The 16,843-nt window shown below is 40.6% G+C and carries 16 protein-coding genes; 10 read left to right on the top strand and 6 right to left on the bottom strand.

The features are described 5' to 3' along the window. Positions 1–45: 45 nt before the first annotated feature. Positions 46–438 (bottom strand): winged helix-turn-helix transcriptional regulator, encoded by a 393-nt coding sequence (locus C1A47_RS09370; RefSeq protein ID WP_111894694.1) that lies wholly within the window; start codon positions 436–438, stop codon positions 46–48. 97 nt (positions 439–535) lie between these two features. Between C1A47_RS09370 and C1A47_RS09365 the strand changes: the two genes are divergently transcribed. Continuing rightward, entirely contained in the window at positions 536–1,549 is a 1,014-nt protein-coding gene (locus tag C1A47_RS09365) for a zinc-binding alcohol dehydrogenase family protein (RefSeq protein WP_111894692.1), read from the top strand. A gap of 8 nt (positions 1,550–1,557) precedes the next feature. On the opposite strand, the gene C1A47_RS09360 is transcribed toward C1A47_RS09365, so the two are convergent. After that, positions 1,558–1,890 (bottom strand): hypothetical protein, encoded by a 333-nt coding sequence (locus C1A47_RS09360; RefSeq protein ID WP_111894690.1) that lies wholly within the window; start codon positions 1,888–1,890, stop codon positions 1,558–1,560. Between the two features lie 198 nt (positions 1,891–2,088). Here C1A47_RS09360 and C1A47_RS09355 point away from each other — a divergent pair, with 198 nt between their 5' ends. Beyond that, entirely contained in the window at positions 2,089–3,105 is a 1,017-nt protein-coding gene (locus tag C1A47_RS09355) for a T6SS immunity protein Tli4 family protein (protein WP_111894688.1), read from the top strand. 92 nt (positions 3,106–3,197) lie between these two features. Here C1A47_RS09355 and C1A47_RS09350 read toward each other — a convergent pair whose 3' ends face one another. Further along, entirely contained in the window at positions 3,198–4,193 is a 996-nt protein-coding gene (locus tag C1A47_RS09350; RefSeq protein ID WP_111894686.1) for an aldo/keto reductase, read from the bottom strand. Positions 4,194–4,294: 101 nt separating this feature from the next. On the opposite strand from C1A47_RS09350, the gene C1A47_RS09345 reads away from it, so the two are divergent. Beyond that, positions 4,295–5,206, top strand: a complete 912-nt coding sequence (locus C1A47_RS09345) for a LysR family transcriptional regulator (protein ID WP_111894684.1) — start codon at positions 4,295–4,297, stop codon at positions 5,204–5,206. Here C1A47_RS09345 and C1A47_RS09340 read toward each other — a convergent pair. Both C1A47_RS09340 and C1A47_RS09335 read right to left on the bottom strand, forming a co-directional pair. Next, positions 5,203–6,240 carry an AraC family transcriptional regulator gene (locus C1A47_RS09340; protein WP_111894895.1) on the bottom strand — a complete coding sequence of 346 codons (1,038 nt, stop codon included), beginning with the start codon at positions 6,238–6,240 and terminating at the stop codon, positions 5,203–5,205. The genes C1A47_RS09345 and C1A47_RS09340 overlap by 4 nt on opposite strands. A gap of 242 nt (positions 6,241–6,482) precedes the next feature. After that, complete coding sequence (locus tag C1A47_RS09335; protein WP_111894894.1) at positions 6,483–7,493, bottom strand: phosphotransferase enzyme family protein; 1,011 nt, start codon at positions 7,491–7,493, stop codon at positions 6,483–6,485. A 235-nt stretch (positions 7,494–7,728) separates the two neighbouring features. On the opposite strand from C1A47_RS09335, the gene eat reads away from it, so the two are divergent. Both eat and C1A47_RS09325 read left to right on the top strand, forming a co-directional pair. After that, positions 7,729–9,123 (top strand): ethanolamine permease, encoded by a 1,395-nt coding sequence (eat, locus tag C1A47_RS09330; protein WP_111894682.1) that lies wholly within the window; start codon positions 7,729–7,731, stop codon positions 9,121–9,123. 182 nt (positions 9,124–9,305) lie between these two features. Beyond that, a complete protein-coding gene (locus C1A47_RS09325) occupies positions 9,306–9,893 on the top strand; it encodes a DUF4303 domain-containing protein (RefSeq protein ID WP_111894680.1) in 588 nt (195 codons plus the stop codon). Positions 9,894–9,992: 99 nt separating this feature from the next. Here the strand turns inward: C1A47_RS09325 and C1A47_RS09320 are convergent, their stop codons facing one another. Beyond that, on the bottom strand, positions 9,993–10,784 hold the full coding sequence (locus tag C1A47_RS09320; RefSeq protein WP_111894678.1) for a YdcF family protein: 792 nt from the start codon (positions 10,782–10,784) through the stop codon (positions 9,993–9,995). A 142-nt stretch (positions 10,785–10,926) separates the two neighbouring features. On the opposite strand from C1A47_RS09320, the gene C1A47_RS09315 reads away from it, so the two are divergent. From C1A47_RS09315 to pgaC, 5 genes are all read left to right on the top strand, one after another. Further along, positions 10,927–11,910, top strand: coding sequence for a patatin-like phospholipase family protein (locus C1A47_RS09315; RefSeq protein ID WP_111894893.1), 984 nt, complete (start codon positions 10,927–10,929; stop codon positions 11,908–11,910). Positions 11,911–12,087: 177 nt separating this feature from the next. Then, positions 12,088–12,612, top strand: coding sequence for an acyl-CoA thioesterase (locus C1A47_RS09310; RefSeq protein WP_111894676.1), 525 nt, complete (start codon positions 12,088–12,090; stop codon positions 12,610–12,612). 153 nt (positions 12,613–12,765) lie between these two features. Next, on the top strand, positions 12,766–13,110 hold the full coding sequence (locus C1A47_RS09305) for an FKBP-type peptidyl-prolyl cis-trans isomerase (protein WP_171294363.1): 345 nt from the start codon (positions 12,766–12,768) through the stop codon (positions 13,108–13,110). A 449-nt stretch (positions 13,111–13,559) separates the two neighbouring features. Further along, positions 13,560–15,554 (top strand): poly-beta-1,6-N-acetyl-D-glucosamine N-deacetylase PgaB, encoded by a 1,995-nt coding sequence (gene pgaB / locus C1A47_RS09300; protein WP_111894672.1) that lies wholly within the window; start codon positions 13,560–13,562, stop codon positions 15,552–15,554. A gap of 13 nt (positions 15,555–15,567) precedes the next feature. Next, positions 15,568–16,833, top strand: a complete 1,266-nt coding sequence (gene pgaC / locus C1A47_RS09295; RefSeq protein ID WP_111894670.1) for a poly-beta-1,6-N-acetyl-D-glucosamine synthase — start codon at positions 15,568–15,570, stop codon at positions 16,831–16,833. The last annotated feature ends 10 nt before the right edge of the window (positions 16,834–16,843 follow it).

The raw sequence follows: 16,843 nt of genomic DNA, 5'->3' as shown, positions 1-16,843 counted from the left end.
AGAAATGTACAGTGCAAGAAAAATAAAAGGCTCGGTGAGAGAAATTTAGGATGTTTCTAGTTTGACATTTTCAGGAGTATCTTGCGGATTCGGTTTACCATATAAACCGATATGGGTTTCTCCCCATTCTTTTAAAGCAACTAAAATAGGTTCTAAACTTTGTCCCAATTCTGACAGTTGATATTCCACTTTGGGTGGAACTTGCGGGTAAACCGTGCGAATAATCAAGCCATCTTCTTCAAGTTCACGCAATTGATTGGTCAGCATACGTGGAGTGACATTTGGAATACTTTTACGAATTTCATTAAATCGCATGACTTTCAATTTGAGTAAATGCCATAGCACAATACATTTCCATTTACCATCTAACAACCCGATTGCTGCTTCCACCGAACAGCCTGGACTACAATTAAAGCGAGAATGTTTTACCTTGCTCATGACAGTATCCTTTTTGACACTATGTATGAAATTTGTCTGTATAACCAAAAAATGAGCTTAGGGTATGCTGTAGTCTTTCGCAAGTGGAGATCAAAAAATGAAAGTAGTCGCGTATCAGCAACAAGGGGCGATTGATCGTGCCGATGCCTTGGTCGATGTTGAGCTTCCAATCCCTGAAGCTCAAGGCTATGACCTGCTCGTCAAAGTTGCAGCGATTTCAGTCAATCCTGTCGATACCAAAGTGCGCCGTAATCTGTCTGCCGAGGCAGGGCAATGGAAAGTACTCGGTTGGGATGCAACAGGTACGGTGGTTGCCGTTGGAGATAAAGTGGGTAATTTTAAGGTAGGCGATGAGGTTTGGTATGCGGGAGATTTTACCCGTGCAGGCACCAATGCCGAATATCATGTGGTCGATGAGCGAATTGTCGGGCATAAACCGCAATCTTTATCGTTTGCCGAAGCGGCTGCCTTACCACTCACCGCCATTACTGCATGGGAAATGCTCTTTGACCGTTTACGGGTTCAAGACGCTGTGGCAGGGGCTGCACCGAGTATTTTGGTCATTGGTGCGGCGGGTGGGGTTGGTTCAGTCACCTTGCAATTGCTGAAAGCTAAAACTGATTTACAGATTATTGCCACAGCTTCGCGCCCTGAAACTCAAGCATGGGTCAAACAGCTCGGTGCAGATGTGGTACTGAATCATCATCAACCCTTAAAGCCACAATTTGAACAACTTGGGCTACTTGCCCCAAGTTTTGTATTTTCGATTCAGCATAGCCATGATTATGTGGCACAAATTGCGGAACTGATTGCACCGCAAGGCCGCTTTGGTCTGATTGATGATCCTGAACATTTAAATATCATGCCATTTAAGCGCAAATCGGTATCGATTCATTGGGAGTCGATGTTTACCCGTTCGACTTTTCAAACGGCTGATATCAGCAAGCAGTCTGAACTGCTGAATGAAGTGGCGGCATTGGTTGATGCAGGCAAAATCAGTACTACATTGACCGAAGTCTTTGGCAGGATTAATGCGGAAAATTTGAAACAAATCCATGCCTTGCTTGAGCAGGGTGTTGTAAAAGGCAAAATTGTTTTAGAGGGCTTTTAAGCTTTCGATCAAGTTGGGCAGTAGTAGTGCATTTGGTAATTGAGTAAAGGTGCATGCTGCTGCAAAGCCTCTGTAATTATAGATAAGTCGACTTCAAGCTGAGCGGGCAAGACTTTTAAATAGGCAATAAATCGTTCAGGAGAAGACTGGATGTCGACAGATTGTGCCAAAATTTGAAAATGCTGCTGATGTAAAGAAGCTTTCAACGCTTCAGCAAGCTGTTCATCCCAGAAAATATCCAGATTGCTGAGTGAACAATACGCAGTGAAATCGTGTAGTGGAATGTGCAGATAGATGTCGATAGGTTGTAAATAGGTGAGGGATAGCTGCGTTGAAGTCATTGTCTTTGAGTGTGATTCTAGGTTTGATATTAAATAAATCATCAGAAATTTATTGGTTTAATTACATAATATTTTATACTGGCTTCGTTTTATTTATATCAATAAGTAAAATATTTTATTAAAAGATATATAGATTCATATACATATTCTTATTTTATAAGTGAATTTGGAATTCCTCTAAAATTTTGAGCAATCATAATGAATAAAATTTTATTTGCGCTATTCATCACAAATATTTTTACGCTTTCTAGCTGTTCTTATGCAGAGAGTCGAAATGACCCTGTAGCAGATAGAACGAATAATTTGAATGAAATGCAAAATTGGTGTATTGGACGGTACACGTTTCAGTTGCCTAAAGAAGCTTCTTTAATTGGAGGTAATGATAAATATGATTCATTTATGATCAAGAGCCAGCTCAATGCAAAGAAATCTGATTTTGAGAGTGAAATACAAGAAATTCAAAAAAAATATAGCACCAAGGAGGATTTTATTAAGAATCAAACTCCTATTGAAAAACAGGGGAGGACTCTCACAAAAATTATTTGGGGACATTCAACTTTTGCAAGAGGTACCTTACCCGTAGATGTTTACGCATTTGTCTATGATCAATCAACACAGACGTTTTTTAAAATTACTGGTGGTTATTCAAAAAAATATGAAGAAGAAAGTATTGCAGCTATTAATCACTTAGTTAAAAATTTAGTTGGTCGAGATAATGCTGAAATGCCAAATCAAGCAGGTATATGTATTATTAATGGTTTTATTAAGGATTCAGGGCAACCTTTCAGACATAGCAATCAAAGCATTGGATTTGAGTTTAAATCAGCTCCAAGTTTACATGTTGTTATGGAGTCAGAATCGACAAAAGAAGTATTGGAAAATCTCGTAGATAGAACAACAAATAATATCAAAAAGACATCATTTGCTGCGAGTGTATTTACAGGCATACAGACAATTCGAAAGGGGCAGAAGAATCAGGATAATGATCACTCCTTGTCTGGTTATGAATGGATTATTTCCGCACATATGAAAGGAAGAGATGGTATTGATGCAAAATGGGAGCATACAGGTACTGCAGCAAATGCCTTAGACCCATTAATTCAGTTAGAGTTGAATAGTGGATTTCGCAATATTGAAACGGACTCATCGAGTTTAAGTCAAAAAGAAGCGATGTCGTTATATGAAAAAATACTTCATTCAATTAAGAGATTTTAGTTACTCAAGAATTAAAAGTTGAACTGAGTTGTTGTACTTTAAAACCCGTATCGGCAGAAACCAATACGGATTCTTAGAATTAAGATATTGAATTAATTATCGAGAAAAACCAGTTCTTTCTCTGAATAGCGTTCACCATAAATAGCGCTTGGTTTAAAAATGTCGTCTAGTTGCTGTAGTGTTTCAAGGGAAAGGATGAGCTCAACCGCCTGTACATTATCTTGTAAATGCCCAATTTTTCGAATCCCTGGAATTGGAACAAGGTGTTCATGTTTGTTAAGCATCCATGCCAGTGCCAGTTGAGCCAGAGAACATTGATATTGAGTTGCAATTTCTTGCATCTGCTGTAAAAGTTGCTGGTTATGCTGAGCAGCTTCAGATTGAAAACGTGGTAAACCTTTACGGAAATCATCTTCAGCCAGTTGGCTTGTGTCCAATTTACCTGTCAAGAAGCCTCGACCGAGTGGGCTATAAGGTACAAAGCCAATATTTAATTCCTTACATACAGGCAATATGGTGGTTTCAACATCGCGTGTCCACAACGAATATTCACTTTGTACGGCAGTAATCGGGTGAATTGCATGGGCTTTGCGTAAGGTTTTTTCTGAAACTTCGCATAGTCCGAGGTGTTTCACTTTACCTGCTTTGACTAGATCTGACATCGTGCCAACGACATCTTCAATCGGTACATTTGGGTCTAAACGGTGCTGATAGAGTAAATCAATAGTGTCAATCTCTAAGCGTTGTAGGCTACCTTCAACCGCTTGTCGAATATGGTCAGGATGACTGTTTACACCGTTAATTTGATTAACTCCTTGTTGAGTCGGATCAATTAAAAAACCAAATTTTGTGGCAATTTGCAGTTGATCCCGACGACCTTTAATGGCTTTTGCCAAGAGTTTTTCATTGTCAAAAGGCCCATAAACTTCTGCGCTATCAAAGAATGTAATCCCCGAATCAATCGCTTGATGAATCGTATGGATTGCTTGTCGTTCTTCCATGCCACCATAGGCAAAGCTCATGCCCATACAACCAAAACCTAAGGCGGAGACTTGAAAATTATCTTGTCCGAGTGTGCGTGTTTTCATTTCTTTTCCATGTTTCATGAGAGATGTTTAGTTAAGGTAGTCCAGAGAAAAATGTTCTACAATTTATTAAAAATAAATACAGAGTTTAGGTTTATTGAATAATGAAGAAGCTTCCCGATATTCAGCACATACAGGTGTTCATTCATATTGTGAAGAATGCGAGCTTTATCAAAGCAGCAAAAGAACTGAATCTAAGTCCGCCAGCAATTACCAATACCATGAATGCTTTGGAGGATAATTTAGGCATTCGCTTGCTCAACCGTTCTACTCGAAGTGTGTCTTTAACGCCTGAAGGTGAGGTGTTGTTTAATGCTGTTGAGTCTATTTATCTCAATTATTTAGAAGCGATTGATCAGCTTAACTTTTATCGTGATACACCACAGGGACAAATTCGAATTACGATTCCTCGTATTGTGCAAGATCTGTTTTTTAAATCGATTTTTTTGCCATTTAAACAGCAATATCCTGACATTCACTTAGAAATATTGGTCTCAGATCAATTGGTGAATATTGTCGATGAGGGGATTGACTTTGGCATCAGATTTAATGAACAAGTTCAGCAAGACATGATTGCTTTGCCTTTTAGTCAGGCTGTTGGGCTTTATCCATTTGCCACACCTCAGTTTATTGAAAAATTTGGTGAACCTGAAAATATTGAGGATTTAGCGCGCTTTAATTGTATTCAGCGAAAATTTCCTAGTGGAGCGTTGTACGCGTGGGAATTTATCGTAGATGGAAAATGTATTGAAAAGAAAGTGATGGGCGATCTAACGGTGAATACCGACCAAATGGCGATTGAGGCGGGTTTGCAACATTTGGGAATTATTTATGTTTATGAAGATTTAGTTCAACACTATGAACAACAAGGCTTATTAAAACGTGTGTTGACGCAATATGACTACCCAAAAGAGCCATTTTATCTTTATTACTCCAGTAAAAAATATATGTCGACGACGCTTAGGGTGTTTATTGAATGGGTTAAAAATCTGAGTACTTCATCAGATCAATTTTAATTACGCCACTGTCTTGGGTTAATCCCAAACCAGCGTTTAAAGGCACGTGAAAAGGCACTGACTTCTGAATAACCCAGTAAAAATGCCATTTCAGAAATCGGGATATTTTTCTGTTTCATATAATGTTCAGCAAGCTCACAGCGTACGCCATCGACCAGTGATGTGAAGGTCATGCCTTCCGATTTTAGGCGGCGGGTCAGAGAACAGCTCGACATCCCCAAATCATCCGCAATATGTTCCAAATTGGGTTCACCTTCGCTCAGCGCCAGTTGAATCTGTGAACGAACCTGATCGCTTAAACCTTGTGTGGTGTTGGACTGGTTTAAGAGTTGCAAGGTATCTTGCATCATGGTCAGTAGCAGAGGGTCGCTACTTGGCATATCACGCATTAAATCTTTTTTGGGAATTACAATCGAGTTAAATGGCTGATCAAAATACACGGCTGAATTAAACAACTTGCTGTGTTCTTGCCAGTATTCTGGGCGGGTATGCTCAAAGTGAATTTCACGTGGAGAATAGTGTGAACCCAATACGCCACGAATCACATTCATAAACATGCCAATGGTCAATTCAGCATCTTGGCGGCGCGTTAAAATTGCACCATGTTGGACTTGGTAGTCCAGTCGCCAGCAATCTTGCTGTTCAACCAGGCGGGTTAATGTGTCTTTCTGATGCAGATGAAAATAGCTCACCATATTGCGGAGTGCAGTTTCTAGGGTCGCGGAGCACAGACCAATATAGCCAATTAACCCAAGTTCTTTGGGTTGAAACTGTTGCCCATAGTGCAAGCCAAAGTTGTCACAGCCTGAAATGTGAGCGGCTTGTTCTAAAACTTTACAATAATTAGGAAGTTGCAAGCTTAATGTTGGGCTTGAGAGTAACTCAGGATTGATTCCGCTGATGCCAAAGACACGGTCGACATCGGCACCTTTTTGCACAATAAAGTCGCTCAAACCTGATGCCGCAGCCGACAGCACGCCTTGATTACCCATATTAGACTGAAAAAGTTGCGAAGAACTGGCGATGTGACGCATCTGAATCATATGAAATCTCCATATATCACATATTCATTAGATTAAGCAAAATGCATACCAACTGAGGAATCCTGAAATGGCAGTGGTATGCATTTGCTTAAAAGGGGAATCACCTGTCCGTGGTGATTAAATATTCAATATGAAAATATAACAGACTTCTTTCATCCTTGTTGACACCTGCTTTACATTTCTCCCACAAGGAAAAATCAAGGCTTGATGACAGAAGTTTCATCAAACAAGATTTATGCAGCACCAACAGGCAGTTGTTGATGGTTCATATATTTTTTGCACAGGCGAACGGTGTGATCTGCCCAATCAGTGCCTAAACTGAGCGCCATTTCGGTTTGTGCATGTGAGCCAACCCACGCCATCATCTGAATACGTCGTTGCATAATGAATGTTGGAATCAGTGCATATTCTTCATTGCTGATATGGGCTTCACGCTCATAACCTTCAATCCAGTTGTCTACCCATTCTGGTGCAGCAGCATGATGTTCATTAAAACTAATCGCCGCTGCCAAGTCGTGCATAAACCAGCTCATGCCACAGTCATCAAAATCAATCACACCAATACGGTCATTTTGCAGCAGTAGGTTGGTCAGGCGTAAGTCGGCATGAATCAGACCATAACGATCGGCAGATTGCCCAAACGTACTTAAGTCACTGCCAATACGTGCCACTGCCTCTTCAATAATCTCATGATCCGATTTTTTCAAATACGGTGCATTGCGCCAGTCGCCCCAATGACCCTCTGCACTGAGCATGGTGTCGTGATTCCAGATAATGCGCTGGAAATTGTCAGGCATTTGCCAAGTTTTGCTGTGGCGGTGCAGTTTCGCCGTGATTTGTCCAAGTTGCTGAAATGCAGTCGGGTCAACTTCTGTGGTTGGCATGTCGCCTTCAACCCAGTTAAACAGGGCTGCATAACGGGTTGTTCCATCGTTTAACGCCAGTGTCAGCACTCGTTCGCCTTGCTCATTCAAAATGGCTTGAGGTACAGCAATTCCGCTTTCAGTGAGTGCATCAAGCCAGTGTAGCTCGCTCTCAATATCTTGTTTGCTGTGATAGTTCGGGCGATGAATGCGTAAAGCATAGCGGGCTTTATCGGTCCGCACTAAAAATGTCGCATTTTCAGATTGGCAAAGCAGTTTGACCTGTCCTTGGTAGGCTTTTGGATATTGCAAAATTGCTTGTTCAGCAAGCATTAGGAGCGTATTTGCATCTAAATATTCGTTTTGTTCTACGTGATTCATACTGTGCTGACCTCGTCTGTTCACCATGTCGCGTTGATTTGGGCATGGGAAGATTTCCATGATTTGTATACAGCGTATGCGAGATTGATTTTTGTCGACTTGACAATAAACCGATAAAACTCGTCATTTAAAGTCAAGTTTTCTGATTGTTGCTCGACGCATTATCTAGACAAGGATGTGCAACAGGGGTGTTGCATCAAACAATTTCTATTCTTCTGTTGAGAGGAGTGCTGCAATGAGTCATCAGCTAAAACCGACACTAGGAACCTTTCATTTGTGGGGGATTGCCGTTGGTCTCGTGATTTCAGGTGAGTATTTCGGCTGGAGTTACGGTTGGGGAGTCGCGGGTACACTGGGCTTTTTAGTCACAACGCTCATCGTTGCGACCATGTATACCTGTTTTATTTTTAGTTTTACTGAGTTAACCACTGCGATTCCACATGCAGGCGGGCCTTTTGCTTATAGTCGCAAAGCCTTTGGCGAAACAGGGGGATTCCTTGCAGGAATTGCCACATTAATCGAATTTGTCTTTGCACCACCTGCAATTGCGATGGCCATCGGGGCTTATCTGAATGTGCAATTTCCAGATATTAATCCCAAAATGATTGCACTTGGTGCCTATGTTGTCTTTATGGGACTCAATATTGTGGGGGTACAGATCGCTGCAACTTTTGAACTCATCGTGACTGTTTTAGCGGTGATTGAGCTACTGGTGTTTATTGGGGTGGTACAACCAGGCTTTAGTTTTTCAAATTTTGTGCTGAATGGTTGGGCGGGTTCAAATCATTTTAGCGGGACTGCAATGTCAGGTATTTTTGCAGCTATTCCATTTGCGATCTGGTTCTTCTTGGCAATTGAAGGCGCAGCGATGGCAGCCGAAGAAGCCAAAGATCCGAAACGTACCATTCCACGTGCCTATATCACAGGTATTTTGACACTGGTGGTATTGGCATTCTTGGTGATGGTTTTTGCAGGCGGTGTTGGTGACTGGAGCAAACTGTCTAATATTAATGATCCATTACCACAAGCCATGAAAGCAGTTGTCGGCAACAATTCATCTTGGATGCATATGTTGGTGTGGATTGGTTTATTTGGTTTGGTGGCAAGTTTCCACGGCATTATTTTAGGATATTCACGTCAAATCTTTGCCTTGGGTCGTGCAGGGTTTTTACCAAAAAACTTGGCAAAACTTTCTCGATTCAATACACCGCATCGTGCGATTATTGCGGGTGGTGTGGTCGGAATCGCTGCAATCTTTAGTGATAACATCATCAATATTCAAGGGATGAGCTTAACGGCTGCGATTGTTACCATGGCGTGTTTCGGTGCATTGCTCATGTACATCATGAGTATGCTCAGTTTGTTCAAGCTTCGCCGTTCTGAGCCAAACCTAAATCGTTCATTTATGGCACCAGGTTATCCAATTATTCCTGGGATTGCGTTAGTCATTGCTGTGGTGTGTTTTGTGGCGATGTTCTATTACAACGGCACGATTGGTGAGATTTTTGTCGGGTTCTTGGTTGTGGGTTATGTGTATTTCTTGGCAACCAAAAAACAGCGCGAACTGAGTGAGGAAAATCAACAACTTTTGAATGAAGCGAATGTACAACAACTTCCTGAACATTCATAAAATATGATGATGTTGAGCGTTGAGTGAGCGCAAAAGCCCGAGTTTCTCGGGCTTTTTTATGTGATGCTGATATGCATGCCAAATAAAAAAGAGGGTGTAAACAAAGATGAAACGAGTCTAATATAAGCACCGCAAAAAAAGATCAAAATGAATGATAATTTTTTATATAGAAGAGAAGAAAGATGACTTTATCCCCATTTTATCCTGAACTGGATGCCGCTATTCGTCGTTATGTTCAGGCTGCAACGCAACATTATCTTGAGCAGTATCAAGATCAAAAATTTTATGCCCTTGCTTTGGGCATGGTTGAGGATATTTGCGGTTTCTTTATCGTTGGAAATACGTTGGAGCAACTGGCAAATGGCTGCTCAGAAGAAGATGAAGCTTACCAATATTGGTATATTTCGGAGTGGTGTAGCAATGAATTCGAAGGCTTACCCAACTTAGTCCACGATGTTGTAACCCATATTGCGAAAAATACCGATCACGACGCGGAAGACTTCTGCCTACGCCAAGCTTATCAAAACCATATCTTGGCGGTATTGGCAGATTTACGGGCACAAGGTCAACTGCGTAATGCTCAAGGTGAGGAACTGTTGGTCTGGGTACAATATGCCGATGCTTCTGATGAGAATTTTGATGACATTAGCTTTGCTCATCTCAATAGTCCTGAACTGACTGAATTATTTATTCAGCGGTTTAATTCTGAGCAGGACAATTTGACTGGGCATTTGCGTCAGCAGATGCAGAAACTGGGTTATTTAAATTAAAAAATATTCGACTTCTTTCATGGATCTATTTTCTTTTTATCTTAAATGAAAATAAAAGGGACTTGTGAAAGAAGTCAAACATTTAAATGAGAAAAAGGATTAATATTCCTGCAAAATTTTTCCACTAATAAACGCAAAATATTCTCGAAGCCATGCGTTATAACGCGTTTCTAACGGGGTCTCTGCTGCCAGCATAATGCTATGAATGTAGTCCTGTTTTTTGGCAATCGCTTGTGCACGAATGGTATGGAAATCACTGGTGACAATTGCAATTGGCATATCTTTCGTAATCTGATGCTGTGCTAATAAAATTGCACTATTTTTGAGATTTAATTCGGTGCTGGTGCTTTGTTTATCCAGTAGCATGCGCTGTGCCGATAATCCGTATTTTTGCTGTAAATAAGTTGCCATGATCTGTGCTTCGGGATCTTTTTCGCTAAAATCCAGACCACCTGAAAGGACGAGCCATGCTTGAGGCTGCTGTTGGGCCAGTTGGGCAGCACGATCAAGACGACGAGCCAAAGTTGGGCTAGGTTGTCCCTGAAAGGTGCCACTACCCAAGACAATAATGGCTTTGACAGGTTGGTTGATGGTTTGGTTTTGAATGTGCGTTTTTAGTTGATAGGCAAAAATTGCCAAAGTTATGAGCCAGATGACAAACAGTCCCCAAAGCAGAAAATACACATACTCAATTTTTGGGTGCTGATTTAAATAATGGTGAATCTGAATCCATGCTAGCGCAATAGCTAGAAAACCCACACCAATCAAAAGGGGCAGTACAATTCCAATATGAATTTTCCCCTGTAACAATAAATATAAGCTGTCTGCGATTAAAAGACCCGCAATCAAAAATAAAATAATTCTAAAACAATCTATTAGAAAAACGTGCATAGAAATCCAGTTGTTTTTTTGCAAAAAGCAACAATTAATTATATGGAAACAATACTGTAAAGAAACAGTTTAAATCGGATTATTCTTTCACAGTAGAATGCCTGCGATTGCCTTTTTTGTTGTAATTTCGGTGATGTTGACTATGAAACACCTGATTCTTTCTGCGACTTGTTTAGCCATGCTCTCAGCATGTCAAAGCATGCCATATAGCGTTGCACAACCTGCACCATTGACCACGGATATTGTCAATGAAGCTATAGCAGAACAAGCGCAGGCACGTCCAAATTTAATTAATTTTGAGAAAATTAAACAGCAACAGCATCGACCAATTGTCGCTTTAGTACTTGGGAGTGGTGGCGCGCGTGGTTATGCGCATATCGGGGCGATTCAGGTTTTGGAAGAACATGGAATTCGTCCTGATTTTATTGTGGGAACCAGTGCAGGGAGTATCGTTGGTGCACTTTATGCAAGTGGTAAAACGCCTGAGCAAATTAAAGACATTGCGCTGAACATGAAAGCAAAAGATGTCCGTGAAATCACACTGCGTAAAAATGGATTTTTAGATGGAGCCAAGGTTGAAGACTTTATCAATGATCAGATTGATAATACGCCTTTAGAAAAAATGAAAATCCCATTGTTTGTGGTTGCGACTGAACTGAAAGATGGTAAAAAAGTCGTCTTTAATTATGGCAATACAGGTCAGGCAGTACGCGCATCTTCAGCCATTCCTAGTATGTTTGTACCAGCCATGATTGGAAATAAAGAATATGTCGATGGAGGGCTGGTCAGTCCTGTCCCTGTCGATGTTGCGCGACAGTTGGGTGCAGATGTGGTGATTGCGGTGGATATTTTGGCGCAACCGCAATATACCGAAACTGCCAATATGTGGGGATTGTTCAATCAGAACATTAATATTATGCAGCAACAATTATCCAGAATTGAACTTAAACATGCCGATGTTGTCATACAGCCAGACCTACGTGAAAAGGCGCATATTTTTGATGTGACTGAACGGGATCACACGCGTTTGGCAGGGGTTTATGCGACACAAGCCAAAATTCAGGACATCGAGCAGGCAATTCATGATAAGGAAGAACAGTTACTTGCAACCTCTCGAATGCAATAGATTAAAATTAAGGCATTGATTCTATAAAAATATCATAAATACAGCATATTTTGATAAGATATGCTGTATAATTCTGACCGTTTCTATCTGAAATAGTGATAAATAATCGGACTTATCATTCTAAAAATCGGCTATAATTGCTAACTGTCAATTATTCTTTAGTCGAAGAGTGTTTTAATGTCACCTTTAGATCAAGTTCTACAGTCAGCGGATGACCAATCTGAATTAACCATGACGGTTCTTATGACACCTGATATGGCAAATTTCTCAGGGAATGTACATGGTGGAGCCGTCTTAAAATTACTTGACCAAGTGGCGTATGCATGTGCAAGCCGTTATTCAGGTAGTTATGTTGTGACTTTGTCTGTCGATAAAGTAACGTTTAAAGAACCGATTTATGTAGGTGAATTGGTCACGTTCCTTGCAAGTGTGAACCATGTGGGTCGTACTTCAATGGAAATCGGGATTCGTGTAGAAGCACAAAATATTCGTAGCCGTAGCATGCGTCATACCAATAGCTGCTTCTTTACCATGGTTGCAGTAGATGAACATGGTCAGCCACAAGCAGTACCACCTTTAAAATTGGATAACGACTGGAAGCGTTGTCGTTTTGAAGCTGCTGAACAACGTAAGAAATTACGCTTGCAAGAGAATCATCATCAATCTTGTAGTATTTATAAAGAGAGCGTAAAACAAGGCTAAGTCTTGAAATATGCAAGTAGAAGGCTGTTGGTCATTATACCCTCAGCCTTTTTTATTTGAAGATGTCTAAGAATTGGCAGGGCAATATTTGATTTTTTATAAAATTGCGCAGCCTATATATTAGAATAATTTTTCGTTTTATTTTGAATTGGAATGGTTATGCAAGAATTAGAAATTATTGATTTAAAAGTCGGTGAAGGTAAAGAGGCAGTTAAAGGTGCATTGATTACGACCCACTACACAGGCTGGTTGGAAGACGGCACGCAATTCGATTCATCAATTGATCGTGGTCAATACTTTGAGTGTGTGATTGGCACTGGTCGTGTCATTAAAGGTTGGGATCAGGGTATTATGGGAATGCGTGTTGGTGGCAAACGTAAATTGCTTGTTCCAGCGCATTTGGCATATGGCGATCGTAAGATTGGAAAAATTATTCCAGCCAATTCAAATCTGATTTTTGAGATAGAGTTATTTGATGTCAAAACACGTGATGAGTAACTCATTGCACACAAGTCACTTGGTTTGAACTAGGTGACTTGATGGTAAAAAGGTAAATATTTAAGTGTTAATGTATGTTGCAAAAATATTTTAAATTGTACGATTGTTTATTGAATATGAAGTTGGTTCTCAGATTCTTCTATACTTTTGCCGATTTTAATTTTTTGAAATATTTATGTGTCAAAATAGGCATATGAATTGTTTAAATTTTATCATTCAATTTTGTCTTTTTTCATGGTTTATCAGTCTTGATATAATCATGTAGAAAGTGTCTGAACATATGGTGTGGAGTGCCAAAATTTTAAGCTAGTTTTCAGTTTAATTTTTGAAAATACGCCACACTAACTAATCTGAATAGTCATGCAATATATAAGAGATTGCTCCAGCGACTTGAGTGTTTGAAGTGTAATGTCAGATTGGTCAAATCACGTTTTTTAAACAGGCATATTATGTTTAATCGCTTTTTAAGTTCGATGCTTGCAACTTGTGTTGGCATGGCAGCTTTTGGTGTGACTCAAATTGCTTCAGCGAAGCAACCAAAAATCAATCCAACGACACTCACAGTAATTGGTTATCATGAAGTTACCGATGATAAAGATGCACTAATTCCAGAATATTCGGTAACGACTGCTCATTTTGAAGAGCAAGTTCGCTATTTACAACAAAATGGTTTCCACTTTATTAGTGTAGACCAGCTTTTAAAAGCACATGCAGGTAAAATGGTTTTGCCAGAAAAGCCTGTATTATTAACTGTTGATGACGGTTATGAAAACTTTTATCAAAATGTTTACCCATTTGTAAAAGCCAATAAAATTCCTGTGGTCTTGGCTGTAGTGGGTTCATGGCTTGAACCAGCAGCAGATCAGATGGTGAGTTTTGGTGATGAAGAAATCTCTCGCGATAAAATTTTAACTTGGGCTCAACTTAAAGAGATGAGCAAAAGTGGCTATGTTGAAATCGCAAGCCATAGTTACAATCTGCACCGCGGTATTTTGGGTAACCCACAAGGTAACTCAGAACCTGCTGCAACAACACGTTTGTATGACCCAGAAACCAAAACATATGAAGGTGATGGTGCATATGCTAAACGTATTTATGACGATTTAAAGAAAAATAGTGACCTAATTAAAGCACATGGTATTCCTGCACCACGTGTTATGGTTTGGCCGTATGGTCGTTACAACTTGGAAACTGTACGTATTGCCAAAGAATTGGGCATGCCAATTACAGTAAGTTTAGATGACGGTCCTGTCTATCTGAAAAAGTCATTAGGCGCGATCAACCGTATTTTGGTTGAACATGATATGACTCTGGATAGCTTGGCACGGGAAATTGAGGTTCGTGATCAGAATTTGGGAGATAACCATCGTCCACAAAAAATCATGCATGTCGATTTAGACGATATTTACGATCCAGATCCTGCACAGCAAGAACGTAACTTGGGCGACTTGCTTGACCGTATTCAGAAAATGCACATCACTACAGTGTATTTACAAGCATTCTCTGATCCAGATGCCAACGGTTCTGCCGATATGGTGTATTTCCCGAATCGCTATGTTCCAATGCGTGCAGACCTATTTAACCGTGTTTCTTGGCAAATTCAAAGTCGTACACAAGTGACTCGTTTATATGCGTGGATGCCGCTTCTTGCTTGGGAATTGCCAAAAGAAAATCCTGTATCGAAAGATTTGGTTGTTACACAGCAGCCCAAAAACAGTGATCACTTAAACATGGGTTATATCCGTTTAAGTCCGTTCTCTGCACCTGCTCGTCGTGTGATTGAAGGCTTGTATCAGGATTTAGGGAAATCATCGACGTTTAACGGCATTTTATTCCATGATGATACCACGTTGTCTGATTATGAAGATGCAAGTCCAGAGGCACTCACCGCATATGCTGCTGCAGGATTACCGACAGACTTAGAAGAAGTTCGTCACAATGATGCAGAGTTACAGAAATGGACGCAGTTCAAAACCAATTATATCGATAACTTTGCATTGCAGTTGGCTGGTGAAGTTCGTCAGTATCAGCCATTTTTAATGACTGCGCGTAATCTTTATGCTCAAGTTGCGCTGAATCCTTACGCAGAGAACTGGTACTCACAGTCACTCGAACAGTCATTAAAACGTTATGATTTCACAGCAATTATGGCAATGCCATACATGGAACAGGCGGAAGATAAAGACAAGTTCTACCAAGATATTGTTAATCGCGTGAAATCTTATCCAAATGGATTGTATAAAACTGTGTTTGAGTTGCAAGCAGAGAACTGGCGTACCAATCAGCCTGTCCCATCTGAGGAAATGGCGGATACGATCAAGTCGTTGTACAAACAAGGTGCATTACATATTGCATATTATCCTGATGATCCAATCAAAGGGCATCCAGATGTTGAAATTATGCGTCAGGTGTTTGATTCCAAACCTGACCGAATTGTCCCTTAGGAGCTAAAGGAATATGTCTGCGTTACAGCACTTTTGGCATTCTGCCTTAGAGTTCGTGTTTTATTATCCGTTGTTTATGTCCTATTTATGGATGATCGGGGCAATTGTGTTCTACATGAAAGAGCGCAAAGAACCTGTTTATACTCAACCTAAGGATTTGCCTTCTTACCCGAAGGTCGCGGTGCTTATCCCTTGTTTTAATGAAGGTGATAATGCTGAAGAAACCATTAGCCATGCCTTGAAGCTGGATTATCCAGATTTTGAAGTGATTGCAATTAATGATGGTAGTTCAGATAACACGGGCGAAGTGCTGGATCGCTTGGCAGAGCGTTATGAAAAATTGCGTGTAGTCCATTTGGCACAAAACCAAGGTAAAGCGATGGGTCTTCAAGCAGGAAGTCTGCTCACAGATGCAGAATTCCTGATCGGAATCGATGGTGATGCCTTGCTTGATCCGCACGCTGCAAAGTGGATGGTTCGTCATTTCCTTGCCGATGAAAAAGTTGCAGCGGTTACGGGGAATCCTCGTATTCGTACCCGTTCAACCCTGCTTGGACGTATTCAGGTAGGTGAGTTTTCATCGATTGTTGGCATGATTAAACGTGCTCAGCGCGTGTTTGGACGTCTATTTACGGTTTCTGGGGTTGTGACTGCATTTCGTAAAAGTGCGGTTCATGAAGTTGGCTATTGGTCTCCAAATATGCTGACTGAAGATATTGATATTACTTGGAAATTGCAACGTGCAGGCTGGGATGTCGAGTTTGAACCAAATGCTTTGGTTTGGATTTTGATGCCTGAAACACTCAAAGGTTTGTATAAACAACGTCTACGCTGGGCGATGGGCGGTGCGCAAGTTCTGATTAAGAATTTTGATGTCATGTTTAGACCGGGTTTGAACTTCTTGTGGCCATTGATGATTGAGTTATTACTCACATTGGTCTGGTCATATTTAATGTTATTGGTGGCTTGTATCTGGTTAGTGAATCTTATTATTCCTAACCATTTCTTACCTGTCATGAGCTCACCATTTCTCCCATATGGCACAGGTATCTTGTTAGGTGCGACCTGCTTATTCCAATTCATGATCAGTAAATGGATGGATAGTCGTTATGAACCAGGTCTACTTAAAAACTATTACTGGATGATTTGGTATCCATTCGTATTTTGGCTGATTACTGTTACGGCTAGCATTCTTGCCTTCCCAAAAGTGTTGATGAGAGGGGATGGTAAACGTGCGCGCTGGGTAAGCCCAGATCGCGGCATCCGTTCAAATCCATAATTTAGGTTAG

It is taken from the genome of Acinetobacter sp. MB5 (genome assembly GCF_003261585.1).
Lineage (GTDB): Bacteria > Pseudomonadota > Gammaproteobacteria > Pseudomonadales > Moraxellaceae > Acinetobacter.
The sequence above is the reverse complement of the archived record's forward strand: the minus strand, read 5'-3'. Positions and strand labels throughout refer to the sequence as shown.

What these genes read in the sequence shown, in the direction of transcription:
- C1A47_RS09350 (WP_111894686.1), bottom strand. Translation starts at nt 4,193, where the DNA reads ATGAAAACACGCACACTCGGACAAGATAATTTTCAAGTCTCCGCCTTA.
- C1A47_RS09365 (WP_111894692.1), top strand. Translation starts at nt 536, where the DNA reads ATGAAAGTAGTCGCGTATCAGCAACAAGGGGCGATTGATCGTGCCGAT.
- pgaC (WP_111894670.1), top strand. Translation starts at nt 15,568, where the DNA reads ATGTCTGCGTTACAGCACTTTTGGCATTCTGCCTTAGAGTTCGTGTTT.
- C1A47_RS09370 (WP_111894694.1), bottom strand. Translation starts at nt 438, where the DNA reads ATGAGCAAGGTAAAACATTCTCGCTTTAATTGTAGTCCAGGCTGTTCG.
- C1A47_RS09310 (WP_111894676.1), top strand. Translation starts at nt 12,088, where the DNA reads ATGTCACCTTTAGATCAAGTTCTACAGTCAGCGGATGACCAATCTGAA.
- pgaB (WP_111894672.1), top strand. Translation starts at nt 13,560, where the DNA reads ATGTTTAATCGCTTTTTAAGTTCGATGCTTGCAACTTGTGTTGGCATG.
- C1A47_RS09335 (WP_111894894.1), bottom strand. Translation starts at nt 7,493, where the DNA reads ATGAATCACGTAGAACAAAACGAATATTTAGATGCAAATACGCTCCTA.
- C1A47_RS09345 (WP_111894684.1), top strand. Translation starts at nt 4,295, where the DNA reads ATGAAGAAGCTTCCCGATATTCAGCACATACAGGTGTTCATTCATATT.
- C1A47_RS09325 (WP_111894680.1), top strand. Translation starts at nt 9,306, where the DNA reads ATGACTTTATCCCCATTTTATCCTGAACTGGATGCCGCTATTCGTCGT.
- C1A47_RS09340 (WP_111894895.1), bottom strand. Translation starts at nt 6,240, where the DNA reads ATGCGTCACATCGCCAGTTCTTCGCAACTTTTTCAGTCTAATATGGGT.
- C1A47_RS09355 (WP_111894688.1), top strand. Translation starts at nt 2,089, where the DNA reads ATGAATAAAATTTTATTTGCGCTATTCATCACAAATATTTTTACGCTT.
- C1A47_RS09320 (WP_111894678.1), bottom strand. Translation starts at nt 10,784, where the DNA reads ATGCACGTTTTTCTAATAGATTGTTTTAGAATTATTTTATTTTTGATT.
- C1A47_RS09360 (WP_111894690.1), bottom strand. Translation starts at nt 1,890, where the DNA reads ATGACTTCAACGCAGCTATCCCTCACCTATTTACAACCTATCGACATC.
- C1A47_RS09305 (WP_171294363.1), top strand. Translation starts at nt 12,766, where the DNA reads ATGGTTATGCAAGAATTAGAAATTATTGATTTAAAAGTCGGTGAAGGT.
- eat (WP_111894682.1), top strand. Translation starts at nt 7,729, where the DNA reads ATGAGTCATCAGCTAAAACCGACACTAGGAACCTTTCATTTGTGGGGG.
- C1A47_RS09315 (WP_111894893.1), top strand. Translation starts at nt 10,927, where the DNA reads ATGAAACACCTGATTCTTTCTGCGACTTGTTTAGCCATGCTCTCAGCA.